Consider the following 13,921-nt stretch of genomic DNA (forward strand, 5'->3'; position numbering starts at 1 on the left):
ATCAACCACATCGGGTTGAGTCAAAATCTTAGCGTGGCGTGTCTTGATGTTTTACATTGGATGACGACCTGTTTTTATCGACGATATAAAGCATTTCTCTGTCTTTTTTTCTCACTCATTGGCAATGCGATCAGACTACGAGGACTTTATTCAACTTTCATTTTCATGCGTTCTTCAAGCTGTGCCACTGGCATCGGCATTCCTAACAAATATCCCTGCAACTGTTGGCAACCTAAACGTTTTAAAATTTCTGCTTGTTGTTCTGTCTCTACACCTTCTGCAGTGACCGTTAAACCCAGTCGAATTGCCAAGTGAATAATACTTTCTAAAATAATTTCTTCTTTAGAACCGACGCTCAAATTACGGATAAACTCACGGTCAATTTTCAGCTCATCTACAGGCAGTTCTTTTAAATACAAGAAACTTGAATGTCCCGTTCCAAAGTCATCAATCGCAACTTTAATCCCCATCTTTCTCAAATGTTCAAAAGTTACGATACTGGCATCGATATGATGCATCGCAGTTGACTCGGTAATTTCAATAATTAAATGTGACGGGTTAATTTCATACCGTGCAAAAAGCGACTCTAAGGTACTAAATAAATGTTTATGTTCAAACTGAATCGCTGATAAATTGACCGCAATCGAATACAGCGGCATATTCAGCTTTTCCCAGTGCTGAATTTGCTTACAGGCTTCTTCAAGCGCCCAATAGCCCATGGCAATAATCAGTCCAGTTTTTTCTGCACCATTGATAAACTTATTTGGCGTCAACATACCTAGAGTTGGATGATTCCAACGAATTAAGGCCTCAACCCCACAAATTTCACGATCAACGGCATTAAATTTTGGCTGATAAAATAAGATAAACTGTTGTTCTTCTACCGCTTTATATAAATCATTGATCAGTTTCGTCTGACTTTTTTCTTCAAATTGGTCGGCAGTATAATTAAAAAATGAATAGGTATTACGCCCCTGATACTTCGAACTCAGCATTGCAGTGTCTGCATTGATCAGCAGATCTTGTAAGTTCGCACCATGTTCTGGGTACATCGCAATACCAATACTGCCTGAAATATTGATTTCCTTACCTGCAATCAAAAAGCTTTCTTGCATCAATTCCAATATTTTTTCAGACATTGCTGTGGCAGAGTCATTGCTTGCCGACTCAAGTACAATCAGAAACTCATCCCCACCGATTCGTAGCAATTTGGCTTTATCATTAATTAAACGGTGAATACGCGTAGCAATTTGAATCAGTAGTTGATCACCCACATGGTGTCCAAACACATCATTGACCGCTTTAAAACGGTCGATATCAATATAAATAAAAGCAATTTTATCTTGTCTTAAGCGATGCTCTGTAAATAGAAAATGTGCATATTCAGCCAAAAATAGTCGATTAGGTAAACGGGTCAAATTGTCCTGTACCGCTTGATTGGCCAGTTCTCGATTTGCGCGCATCAACTGCAAACTGCGATGTTCTAAACGTTGCTCAAGTACTGCAACGCTAAAGGCCGCCATCAACAATAAACTGGTGACAAATAAGACAATAAATAGCAATAAATTATGGTTAATTTGAGCCGCAACCAATATATCCATCGAGTTTAGCGGTACAAAATCAACAGCCACCATACCAATATAATGCATAGCAACAATGCTAAAAGTCAGCATCACGGCAACAAAAGCATTCATGATGTTACGTTTTGGCGAGTATTTATTTTTAAACGTTAGCCAAAATGCCAAACACGAGCCACAGATCGCAACTAAAATTGAACAGATAACAATTAAAGGTTCGTATCGTTGCTCATAACCCTGAACGTCTAAACTCAGCATCCCCGTGTAATGCATTCCGGAAATGCCTAGCCCCATTAAAACTGAGCCTAAAATTAAACGAGGAAATGGTAGCGTCAGTCGTGTGGTTAACCACACGGCAAAAGTGGACGCGACAAAGGCAATAAAATAGGATGTCAGAGTAAGACTGGTATCAAAACTATGATTTGAAGGTAAATGGCTGGCCATCATACCTACAAAATGCATGCACCAAATCGCAGCACCTAAAATTGCACCGCTGAATAATAATATGACATTTTCATATCTTGGTCGTGTTCCACGAAACAACATTTGTTCGAGTGAAACCGCTAAGTAACAACTTAATAATGCAACTACGATTGAACCAACGACCAGATTGTAATCATAATGAATATGGGTCATATCAAGCGTTCCGCTTAGGTTATCGTGGCACTTTCTTTAACCGAATTACCCAATCTATCTCTTCCCTTTAACTTGTTACATTTTCAATTACTTACTTATTTTCTCTTAGAATCTATTAGTCTACGGTAATGGTCAAGTCTTTCTTTCAAGATTTTAAGCAACTGATTAATTTAAAAAAATAAAGCTTGATGAAGTTCACTAAAACTTAAACTTTTGATAAAAATTGCATCAGGTGTTTATTATTTTAGAACAGTTTCTAATCATAATAAAATGAATAAGTTAGAATCATTTCTAGATTGCTTTTTAGATTTAAATCTAACACCACTCTACACACAAAAAAAAATAGCGAGCTGTAGCTCGCTATTTTTCAATGGGTAAATTCATCTTTTCTGTCAAAACTCAAGCAATCATCTCAATGTTATTTATGGATGAATTACTTACTTTTTGGCTGTTGTTGTATGCGTTTTGCCTTGTAATTTGGCATAGTCCATTAGCACGTTTGCTGCTTCCGTCACAAAGACTTCTTCTTCAGGCAGTGCTGGACGTTGGTTTGCCTTCATTTTTGCACGTGCCTCCACCAATGCATCCATAGACGCTTGGTAGCTTTCCCAGTTGGCATAAGGTTTTTGACCCACCACTTTACGACGCTGATTTTCAGCATCCAAAGACTTTTGCTCTAGTGCCAACAGCTCGGCTTTACGCTTCGCTAAGTCAAGCACCACACGCTTTTGCTCTTCTGTCTTTTTCGCAATCGCAGTACGTTGCTCTAAATATTTAAATTGCGGATCAATGCTGACACGTTGCTGAGATGACTTAATCAAATCGGGAACATAGGCTTGGATCGAGCCTTCACGTTTAAACGGTGCTGTAGGAATGGTATCCCACTGTAAAGCATTTTTCGCTTTACGTTCACCAAACTCTTCATTGTAAATATCAACCAACTTAATATCAGGCACGACCCCTTTATTTTGGGTACTGCCGCCAGTCACGCGGTAAAATTTACGTTGCGTTAAGGTTGCTTGACCATAGGCTAAAGAGTCAAGTTGTACCTGCGCTGTTCCTTTACCCGTTGTGGTGCTACCAATCACCACACCACGTTCATAGTCTTGAATCGCAGCAGAATAAATTTCACTCGCAGACGCCGAAGCCAAGTTAATCAATACTGCCAATGGACCTGCATAAGTTTGCGCGCCCCCATCATCATCTTCAAACACGCTGACATTGCCATTGCCATCACGGATTTGCACCACTGGACCTGATTTAATCACTTGACCAAGCATACGTGCCACTTCTTCAAGTGAGCCACCAGGGTTGTTACGCAAGTCAATGATGATACCTTCAACATTTTGAGCATCTAAAGTTTTTAAGGCTTTATTGGTATCTTCTGACACAGAACGGTAGTCTGTACCTGCACGACGTGCACGATAGTTCAAGTAAAACGATGGAATTTCAATTACACCGAACTTATGCTTTTTGCCATCACGCTCAATTTCAACGGTACGTGAACGCACGCCTGCATCTTCTTCTTGAATCACATCACGTACAATTGTGACATTTCGCGCTTGATTCATGGACGCACCAGCACCCAATAAACGTAGAGTCACTTTGGTGCCACGTTTACCACGAATCAGTCCGACAATTTCATTGCTCGGCCAACCGATCACATCCACCATTTTGTCGCCATCTTGGGCAACACCAACAATGCGATCACCTGACTTGACTTGTCCTGATTTGCTGGCTGGACCACCTTCTACAATCGTTTCAATTTTAGTGTAGTCTTCGTTGCCACGTTCAGGACGAATCGACACCCCAATCCCTTCCAATTGCAGCGTGGTTTGACGGTTCAATTCCATCGCATCTACAGGTGGGAAATAGTTACTGTGCGGATCATACGTCAGCATCATGGCATTCAGAGTTTTATCAAGCACATCATCGCTTTTTAAACGACTAATCCGCTCTAACTGACGTGTATAACGCTTGGTTAAAGTCTGTTCAGGTGTTAAATCTTCAGGACCAGTTAAATCTTGACCATTTGCCAAAGCAGGATCATCTTTCAACGCTTTCTGTTTGGCTTTCTCTTCTTCTTTGCTGATGGTTAAATTGATCAGCTGAGAGACCAACATTTTATTCCAATGCGCACGCTGCTCTTCTGTCGATTTAAAGAATGGCGCTTTTTCACGATCAGTTTCGATGTAGTTATTCGGTTGATTTAAATTCTGTGGCTTTTTCAGCTCTTCCAACATATAGGTGTAGAACTGTTTTAAGCGCTCACGATATTGCGCATGAATCGCATACGGCCCTGTTAAATTGCCCGCTTTGAGATTTGCACCAAAAGTTGAACCATAACGTTTTTTATAATTTTCAATATCCGATGCCAAGAACAACGTATGTTCAGCGTCTAAACTATCAATATAAAAATCTAAAATACGGTTAGATGTATTGGCATCTAAACGCTGATTTAAATAGTGTTGACGGTCTACCAATGTTGCAAGCTGACGTGAGACCAAGGCTTGTTCTTGAGTGGGTTGAATAGCACCCGCGCTCACTGCTTCTGTATTATTGGCAGCAATTGCGTCATTCACCACATGAGTGAAAAAGAATCCACCTGTCGCAATCGCAACGGCACAAGCTAATGTTTGAAGTTTCATAAATAATTTGTACTTCCTTGGTATTAAGACCAATATTACCGTGTTGGTTTTCGACCTGAATTGAATAGATTCAAAATCTTAAACAACTTAATATGTTTATGTCGTGTAGTTTTATCATATTCTCTGCTGACAAAGTGTAGCAAATCATTGCAGAATTCAGGTATTGTTTTTCCTTAAAAATTCCAACACGGACACCGAATATGATTGGCGCATTAATGCTCGACATTGCTGGCACAGAACTCACCCAAGAAGATATTGAACTATTACAGGCACCACAAGTTGGCGGCATGATTTTATTTGGTCGTAACATTGAATCTCCTGAACAAGTTCGTGCCCTGACCGACCATATGCGTCAAATTCGTCCTGATATTTTAATTGCCGTCGATCAGGAAGGTGGTCGTGTACAACGCTTAAAACAAGGCTTCACACTCCTACCAGCTATGGGTAAGTTTGGAGAACTTTACTTAACTGAACCTGAAAAAGCTGTTGAACTGGCTGAACAATGTGGCTGGTTGATGGCAGCTGAAGTCCTTGCGGTCGGCATCGATTTTAGTTTTGCACCAGTGCTGGACCTAAATGATGTCAGTGATGTGATTGGTGACCGTGGTTTTGCCAAAAATATGCAAGACATCATTCCACTGGCAAGTGCTTTCTTAAAAGGTATGAAACGTGCGGGGATGGCATCTACAGGTAAGCATTTCCCAGGCCACGGTTCAGTGAAAGCAGACTCACACGTCGCTGCTGCTATTGACCATCGTAGTTATGAAGAGATCTACCAAAAAGACATGCAAAGCTTTATTCAACTGCAACCACAGCTTGATGCCTTAATGCCTGCGCATGTGATTTATGAAAATATTGATCCTAATCCTGCTGGATTTTCACCGTATTGGATTCAGAAAGTCTTACGTCAAGAGCTCCAATTTGATGGCGTTTTATTCTCCGATGATTTAAGCATGCAAGCCGCTTGTGTCGCTGGCGGCGCAGATGCTCGTATCCAAGCAGCATTAAATGCAGGTTGTGATATGGGCCTTGTATGTAATAACCGTGAATCTGCATGCATTGCGCTGGATGGCATTCAAAACTTGGCTCTCCCAAATCAAGAACGCCTAGAACGTATGCGCGGTAAAATCCCACAAATTGAGATTGGACAAAGCATTGAACTCGGGGCGGACTGGCAGAGCGTGCGTAACCGTATTGTGGATTTTAAAAATCAATATTGCTAATCCACGACTTTTAAAATCATAAAAAGGAGCACGACAAGGTGCTCCTTTTTGATTTATGATGAAGTCAAAATAAGTGCTTCGGCGCTATACAAAAATTGCCAATAAAAACAACATTAGGTCAGGACGACATGACACAAAGTTTATCGGAACATCGACACATTTCCTTTACTGCACATTACACCGGCTATATTTGGTACAGCATGGGGATTTCGCATCCCGTTTTTGCCACACGTAAAGGTAAATTTTTAGCACGTTTAGTCCATCCTTTAGAAAGCTGGGCAGAAAAGAATGTGGGCGGTAGCATGCGCTCGACGCTCAAACAGCGCCATGCCATGATCGATCAACATTTAGATCAACTCATTGCCCAACACCCTCAGCTACAAGTACTCGAAATTGCCTGTGGCCTCTCCCCGCGCGGTTGGAATTTTCGCACCAAGCATCCTGAAATTGACTATCGTGAACTCGACTTGCCAGATATGGCAAAAATCAAAACACAGGCACTCAAACAGATTGACCCGCATGCCCCTGAGGTCTTAACTGGGGACATTTTCACTCAAGATTTTGAACGTATTTTTCAGAGTTTTGACCCTGAACGTCCTTTGGTGGTGATTAGCGAGGGGCTAATTAATTACTTTGATCAAGCCCTGCTTAATAAATTATTGCAAGGGATCACCGAATATGGCGCCTCGTTTCAGGAATTGCATTATCTGACCGACATCTATCCAGAACCCGTTAAAAACCGTTTAGCACGCTTTATTTGGGCCAGTAGTAAATTACTCAAAGTTATGTCACGCAGCGCTTTTACTTTTCATTTTCAATCCCCTGCTGAATTACAGCAGTTTTTCACCCATACAGGATTTGAAGAAGTAAAAGTCGTTCAGCCGGCCTTATACTTTCCGCAACATCATCAAGAACAAGTGATCCCTTTTCACGATGCAGATCAGCATTGTGGGGATTTGGTTTGGATGGTCCATGCCAAAACAAAAAAACAGCGCTAAAGCGCTGTTTTTTCACTTTTTCATGTTTTAACTAACGGCTTCTAATAACAACACATCTTCTTTTTGGCGTTGTACAAAGCGCAATAAGCGTTCTGCCAACTCAAAACTACCATGCTTAAACAAAGCGCGAACCTGTGTATCCACAACGTCAAAGATGAGACATTCAATTTTAAACTCACCTTCTTCGTCTTCTAGATGTAATGCCAAATCCCGTGGATATGCGTGCATGCAGTCCAACATTTCAGCCTGTACATTCAGCAACACGCCGAAATAATTTAAATCCGTAATTTGAGTTTCAACCACGAGGTCTGAATGGCGATGAGATAAATGCGTGAATGGCTGTTGTACACTTACACGCGCTTCGCCACGGCGTTCAATATTTTGCATTTGCTCTCGGCTCATTGGAATGATTCCTTCCAACTGCTGAATAGACTCACCGCGTAGATAAGTTGCAAACAAATTCATGGTTTCCTTACGGCGTTGCAACTGCGGTAAATGATCCGCATTGGCAATCATGGCAAATTGCATATTCGGACATTGCAAGGCAAAGCCCGCATTTTCATGTGGCAAAGTAAAACTGTCGTACTGCCCGCAAGACACCAATACATCACACTGTGGAATCGGCACGTCTTGCAAACGCAGCAAACGGTTACAGTTAATGTCATAACGCTCTTGTTCGGTATTGGTGAATTCAGCCATTTGTCTAAAGAACAAACGCTTCGCTGTCGGTGACATCCGCGTCACATCCAGTTTGGCATGATTAACCAAATACAAAATCACCGCTTGACCAAATTCATCCATGCGCTGTTCTTTCATCAAATGCAAGGATTCTTCAAGCAACATGCGCCAGCTCTTGCGCGTTTTTTGCATTACGCCCATCAATATCATGCGGTCAATCAATTCAGGACGTTGATCCGCCAGTCCTGCAGCCACCACTGAACCTAGTGACATCCCCATCACGGATACTTTTTCTAGCCCGACGATATCCAACCAAACGCCTAACATCTGTGCCAGATCACCCAACTCTAAAGTCCCTGCCGACACCGAAGTATCGACATTGGTAATTTGCTGATTTGAGCCCATAGAGGGTAAATCAATTAAAATAATAGGTCCTGCCGCAAATAGTTGTTCGACACAATATTTGTAGGAATTAAAGTTTTGAAATGCCCCACCAATAATAACAATCGGGGTGCGATGAATGGTTTCAGGTTGTGCAATGGCCATATATTCGACCTTCCAGCCATCAATCCATGTCGTTCTGGCAGGCTGTTTAAAGCTTTGCTTGTCATATAGATCGAAAAAACTGTAATGCGTACTTTCCTGTACGGTGGGATCCATTTGGATAATGGAATTCATATTCCTTTCCTCCATTCCTGCCTTATTTTTATTGTCAGGAATTCATTTAGAGACTCTGCTCGACTTAGCGTCCTGCTCTTTAATCGTTATTTGTACGACTTCAATGTCGCTATTGTTTCATTCTATACAGAGGTTCATTTTACAAGCAACTGATATCCCCGCCGCTTATCTACTTTTGCTCTAAAAACAATTTCAAAATGTTAATTCTGCTCAGCAAGTACAGTCGAATATGCACTTAAGTGCTTCATTGTTCAGTCACAGGCTGTTAATATCGAGTTGAAATTTCTAAGTGATCAAACCGCTATGCAAGAGTCTATTGAACAATACATGCAAACGGTAGGACAGCAAGCACGCACAGCATCACGTGTGCTCGCAGGGGCTTCTACCCAGACTAAAAATAATGCCTTATCAGCAATTTATACTGCTTTGCAAAACAGTGAAACTGCAATTTTGGCAGCTAACCAAGTGGATATGACCAAAGCGCATAACAACAACTTGGATAGTGCTCTACTTGATCGCTTAGAACTTACCCCCACACGCTTTAAAGGCATGCTCCAAGGTCTAAAAGATGTAATCGCACTGACTGACCCGATTGGCGAAATTACCGATATGGCCTTTCGTCCGACAGGTATTCAGCTGGGCAAAATGCGCGTGCCGCTAGGTGTTGTCGGCATGATTTACGAATCTCGCCCAAATGTAACGCTTGAAGCCGCATCTTTAGCGCTTAAATCAGGTAACGCGATTATTTTACGTGGTGGTTCTGAAGCTTTGGAATCTAACCAAGCAATTGCGGCAGCGATTCAACATGGCTTAACTGCCGCAGGTGTACCTGAACATGCCGTTCAAGTGCTTAATACCCCAGACCGTGCTGCGGTTGGCCAATTAATTACCATGCCTGAATATGTCGATGTGATCGTACCTCGTGGTGGCAAAGGCCTAATTGAACGTATCACCAATGAAGCACGTGTGCCTGTTATCAAACATCTTGATGGTAACTGCCATGTTTTTGTGGAAGCTCAAGCTGATTTGCAAAAAGCATTACCTATTGCGCTCAATGCCAAAACACACCGTTATGGCGTATGTAATGCCATGGAAACCTTGCTCGTCGATGAAAATGTCGCTGAAGAGTTTTTACCACGCATTGCTGAACTTTATGCTGAGAAAAAAGTTGAACTGCGTGGCTGTGCTGAAACCCAGCGCATTTTGGGTGAATCGATTGTTCCTGCAACTGAAGAAGATTGGTACACCGAATACTTAGGCCCGATTTTGGCAGTGAAAGTCGTTACTGGCCTAGATGAAGCGATTGAGCACATCAACAAATATGGCTCACACCATACCGACTCGATCATTACCGAAAACTTTAGTTTGGCTCGTCAGTTCTTAGCGCGTGTAGATTCGAGTTCAGTGATGATCAATGCCTCAACGCGTTTTGCGGATGGGTTTGAATATGGTCTTGGTGCTGAGATTGGTATTTCAACCGATAAAATCCATGCACGCGGACCAGTCGGCCTAGAAGGTCTGACTTCTCAAAAATGGATTGTGTTTGGTGATGGTCAAATTCGCCAATAACACCCAATAAGACAATGAAAGCTGTGCTTTTCTGAGTAAAGGCACAGCTTTTTTTATGACGAATTAAAAAACTAGACCCAGGGTTCACATATTGAAATATAAGCCTGCAAACACACAGGATATAGAATCGAAAACAGATTTTTTGACAATTAAATGCTTAAGAAGAATAAGAAAAGTTCAAATCACCTGCTTTTTTGCAACAATTTTAGGATTACAGCGCAGCAACCGCATGTTATGTTCTATGTATACCCCTTAAATCGTATAAATTTTGAGGATTATTTTATTAATAAATGAAAACTATGAACTGATAAATTTTAATTATTATTGTGCTCAGGGTCGATAGTGCTTAAGTCTAATCTCCTAAAGTCTATCTAGGACGATAAAAAAACCCATGATAAAACATCATCACAGATCTAAATTGCATCAATCAATACAACTGCAATCAGATCAACATTATGGATAAGTATTTCAATTAGAATTCGGGTATTTAAACGTGTCTACATCAGTATTAGTAATTAACTGCGGATCTTCTTCTATCAAATATGCGTTAGTTTCTGAGCGCCGTGAAGATCGTATTTTTGGTCTAGCCGAGAACCTAGGTTCTGCTGATGCACGTATTAAAGGGGTCACTACAGGTGGTGATGCGCTTGAGCTGTCTATTCCACATGCTGACCATGAAAAAGCCCTCGAAACTATTTTAGAGCGTTTGGCTCACCATAATCCTCAAGCGATTGGTCACCGTGTTGTTCACGGCGGTACATTAACCAAAGCTGAGCTATTAACACCAGAAATTATTGAACGTATTCGTGAAGCAACACCGCTTGCTCCATTGCATAACCCTGCTCACTTGGTGGGTATCGAAGCAACCATGCGTTTGTTCCCTGAACTTCCGCAAGTAGCCGTATTTGATACAGCATTCCACCAAACCATGCCGTCTCATGCATACCGCTATGCTTTACCAAAATTCTTGTACACACAGCATAACGTGCGTCGTTATGGCTTCCACGGTACTAGCCATGCCTACGTATCTGAGCGTGGCTCAATGTTGGCAGGCAGCTTTAAACAAGGTGGTTGGTTAACTGCTCACTTAGGCAATGGTAGCTCGACTTGTGCGATTTGGAATGGTCAATCTGTAGATACGTCAATGGGTCTAACACCTCTTGAAGGTGTGGTGATGGGCACACGTAGTGGTGATGTCGACCCAAGTATTCACAGCTTCCTTGCAAGCAACTTAGGTTGGGATATCTACAAAATCGATAAGATGCTGAACAGCCAATCAGGCCTACTCGGTTTGTCTGATCTTTCAAATGACATGCGTACGTTGATCGAAGCATCGGAACAAGGCAACGAAGATGCCGCACTTGCCATTGAAGTATTCTGCTACCGTTTAGCAAAATCTTTGGCAGGTCTCAGCTGTGGTCTACCACGTATTGACGGTTTATTCTTTACCGGTGGTATTGGTGAAAATTCTGCCTACATTCGTGAAAAAACGGTTTCATACTTACCGCACTTTGGTTTCAACCTGAGTAAAGAATTAAATGACAACCTAAAACGCGGTACTGAGGGTCGTATTGACCACGGTACTGGCCCACAAATTTGGGTTGTTCCTACCGATGAAGAAGGCCGTATTGCCAAAGAAACTGAGCATGTTGTAGACGAGGTGACAGCGTCTGTTACAAAAAAGTCTGATGCTGAAGCTGCGATTGCATAAGCAATCGCATCAGCCCCTTCGCCTTCAATATTAATTTTTAGCTTTAATTTAGACACCGTATGAAAACAATTTTACTCGTGCCAACTGGGGAAGGTGTAGGTTTAACATCTGCATGCTTAGGTTTAATTTATGCTTTGGAATGCCAAGGGGTCAAAGCAGGTTTTCTGAAACCATTTTCACAGGAAAATGTCGCAGATACTGTAGACCGTACAACGGCTCTTTATCGTCATTTATTTAATAATGAAACGGTAGAACCCATTCATCATGCCACCATCGTGAAACAACTGAGTCATGATGAAAGTGATGAATTGCTCGAAGAAGCAGTTCGTTTGCACCGTGAAATTGCAAAAAAGCATGATCTGATTATTGTTGAAGGCTTGGTTCCAAACAGCCGAGATAACTTTGCCTCAGAACTGAACGCGACATTAGCAAAAGCTCTTGATGCTAAAGTAATTATTGTCAGCACAGCAGATATTCAAAATGCCACGAAAACTGCTGAGAAAATTGACAGTTCTCTACGCCAATTCGGTGGTGCAGCATCTGAACGTACTGCGGGCGTTTTGTTTATGCGCACACGTGGTTTGCCAGAAGAATCTGCGCAAATTCCTGTCACGCTTGATCCAAATCTGCGTTTAATCAGTGATACCAATAAATTTGTGCTCGAATTACAACAAAGTAATCCGCAAATTGGTTCTACACAGCTACCTGTCATTGGCCTCGTTCCATTTAGTAATACGCTCAGCGTACCGCGCATGTCTGACTTGGCGACGCATATTCAAGCGGAATGGATCAACCAAGGCGATGCTGCTCATCGTCGTGTACTACATAGCAGCTTAGTTGCGTCGAATATTGAACATGAACTTCACAAATTTGTGGCAGGTGAACTGATTATCAGCGCCTCTGACCGTATTGATGTGTTGTTGGCTTCTAGCCTTGCAAGTAGCAATGGTATTCCACTTGCCGGTTTGGTTTTGACTGAACATCATCAACCGAACCCGCAAGTTTTGGATTTCTGCCAAACCGCGATTAAGCAAGGCTTACCGATTTTACATACGCCTTTAAGCACTTTTGAAACGGCACAACAACTTTCAAATTTAGGCAATGAAATTCCTGTCGATGACGTAGAACGTGCAGAGCAAGTGACTCGCTTTGTTTCAAGCCACATTAATGCTGAGTGGATTACTGAAGTATTGAATGGTTCGTATCAACCCCGTTTGTCCCCTTCTGCATTCCGTCATGAATTAGTACAAAAATCTATTGCTGCGAAAAAACGAATTGTTCTACCTGAAGGTGATGAACCACGCACCATTCAGGCGGCTGCCATTTGTCAATCACGTGGCATTGCACACTGTATTTTATTGGCAAAACCTGAAGCCGTGATTGAAGTTGCAAAAGCACGTAATATCGAACTTCCACATGATTTGGAAATTATTGATCCAGATCTGATTCGTGAAAACTATGTGCCTAAAATGGTTGAGCTGCGTAAAGGTAAACTCAATGATCTACAAGCACGTGAACAGCTACAAGATACTGTGGTTTTAGGCACCATGATGCTTGCACTCGATCAGGTGGATGGCTTAGTCTCAGGCGCAGTACATACTACGGCAAATACTGTACGTCCTGCATTCCAATTGATTAAGACCGCACCTGAATATTCATTGGTTTCATCTGTGTTCTTTATGCTGTTACCGGATGAAGTCTATGTATATGGTGACTGTGCAATTAATCCAGATCCAAATGCAGAACAGCTTGCAGAGATTGCGATTCAATCTGCAGATTCAGCGAAAGCCTTTGGTATTGACCCACGCATTGCGATGATTTCGTATTCAACAGGTACTTCTGGTGCAGGTGCAGATGTCGAGAAAGTGGCTGAAGCAACACGCATTGCCAAAGAACGCCGTCCTGATTTACTGATTGATGGCCCGCTTCAATACGATGCTGCATCGGTGGAAAGTGTGGGACGTTCTAAAGCACCTGACTCTAAAGTGGCTGGTCGTGCCAATGTGTTTATTTTCCCTGACTTAAATACAGGTAATACAACCTATAAAGCAGTTCAACGTTCTGCAAATGTAGTCAGTGTTGGCCCAATGCTTCAAGGTTTAAACAAGCCTGTAAATGACTTGTCACGTGGGGCTTTGGTCGATGACATCGTGTTTACCATTGCATTAACGGCAATCCAATCCGAACAGCAAGAAGCTTAATT

8 protein-coding genes are annotated in these 13,921 nt (G+C 42.0%); 5 read left to right on the forward strand and 3 right to left on the reverse strand.

The features are described from left to right. Positions 1-146: 146 nt before the first annotated feature. Both LXF01_RS13855 and LXF01_RS13860 read right to left on the reverse strand, forming a co-directional pair. Positions 147-2,213 carry a bifunctional diguanylate cyclase/phosphodiesterase gene (locus LXF01_RS13855; protein WP_233944572.1) on the reverse strand — a complete coding sequence of 689 codons (2,067 nt, stop codon included), beginning with the start codon at positions 2,211-2,213 and terminating at the stop codon, positions 147-149. Between the two features lie 437 nt (positions 2,214-2,650). Then, the gene (locus tag LXF01_RS13860; RefSeq protein ID WP_180034908.1) at positions 2,651-4,861 is read right to left on the reverse strand and encodes a carboxy terminal-processing peptidase; all 2,211 of its coding nucleotides are present in this window, start codon (positions 4,859-4,861) and stop codon (positions 2,651-2,653) included. 200 nt (positions 4,862-5,061) lie between these two features. Here LXF01_RS13860 and nagZ point away from each other — a divergent pair, with 200 nt between their 5' ends. Together nagZ and LXF01_RS13870 are read left to right on the forward strand one after the other, a co-directional pair. Next, entirely contained in the window at positions 5,062-6,084 is a 1,023-nt protein-coding gene (nagZ, locus tag LXF01_RS13865; protein WP_233944573.1) for a beta-N-acetylhexosaminidase, read from the forward strand. 128 nt (positions 6,085-6,212) lie between these two features. Next, positions 6,213-7,082, forward strand: coding sequence for a class I SAM-dependent methyltransferase (locus LXF01_RS13870; RefSeq protein WP_078192697.1), 870 nt, complete (start codon positions 6,213-6,215; stop codon positions 7,080-7,082). Between the two features lie 27 nt (positions 7,083-7,109). On the opposite strand, the gene LXF01_RS13875 is transcribed toward LXF01_RS13870, so the two are convergent. After that, positions 7,110-8,438: an alpha/beta fold hydrolase gene (locus LXF01_RS13875; RefSeq protein WP_180113538.1), complete on the reverse strand. Its 1,329-nt coding sequence runs from the start codon at positions 8,436-8,438 to the stop codon at positions 7,110-7,112. Between the two features lie 303 nt (positions 8,439-8,741). Here LXF01_RS13875 and LXF01_RS13880 point away from each other — a divergent pair, with 303 nt between their 5' ends. The 3 genes from LXF01_RS13880 (at position 8,742) to pta (ending at position 13,919) form a co-directional block, all read left to right on the forward strand. Continuing rightward, positions 8,742-10,007 carry a glutamate-5-semialdehyde dehydrogenase gene (locus LXF01_RS13880; RefSeq protein WP_078189652.1) on the forward strand — a complete coding sequence of 422 codons (1,266 nt, stop codon included), beginning with the start codon at positions 8,742-8,744 and terminating at the stop codon, positions 10,005-10,007. A gap of 493 nt (positions 10,008-10,500) precedes the next feature. Further along, on the forward strand, positions 10,501-11,718 hold the full coding sequence (locus LXF01_RS13885) for an acetate/propionate family kinase (protein ID WP_078192700.1): 1,218 nt from the start codon (positions 10,501-10,503) through the stop codon (positions 11,716-11,718). A 59-nt stretch (positions 11,719-11,777) separates the two neighbouring features. Beyond that, positions 11,778-13,919, forward strand: coding sequence for a phosphate acetyltransferase (gene pta, locus LXF01_RS13890; RefSeq protein ID WP_180077865.1), 2,142 nt, complete (start codon positions 11,778-11,780; stop codon positions 13,917-13,919). Positions 13,920-13,921: the final 2 nt, after the last annotated feature.

The organism is Acinetobacter sp. SH20PTE14 (assembly GCF_021391555.1).
Taxonomy (GTDB): Bacteria; Pseudomonadota; Gammaproteobacteria; order Pseudomonadales; family Moraxellaceae; genus Acinetobacter; species Acinetobacter amyesii.

Coding starts and splice junctions, on each gene's coding strand:
- LXF01_RS13855 (WP_233944572.1), bottom strand. CDS start 2,213: ATGACCCATATTCATTATGATTACAATCTGGTCGTTGGTTCAATCGTA.
- LXF01_RS13860 (WP_180034908.1), bottom strand. CDS start 4,861: ATGAAACTTCAAACATTAGCTTGTGCCGTTGCGATTGCGACAGGTGGA.
- nagZ (WP_233944573.1), top strand. CDS start 5,062: ATGATTGGCGCATTAATGCTCGACATTGCTGGCACAGAACTCACCCAA.
- LXF01_RS13870 (WP_078192697.1), top strand. CDS start 6,213: ATGACACAAAGTTTATCGGAACATCGACACATTTCCTTTACTGCACAT.
- LXF01_RS13875 (WP_180113538.1), bottom strand. CDS start 8,438: ATGAATTCCATTATCCAAATGGATCCCACCGTACAGGAAAGTACGCAT.
- LXF01_RS13880 (WP_078189652.1), top strand. CDS start 8,742: ATGCAAGAGTCTATTGAACAATACATGCAAACGGTAGGACAGCAAGCA.
- pta (WP_180077865.1), top strand. CDS start 11,778: ATGAAAACAATTTTACTCGTGCCAACTGGGGAAGGTGTAGGTTTAACA.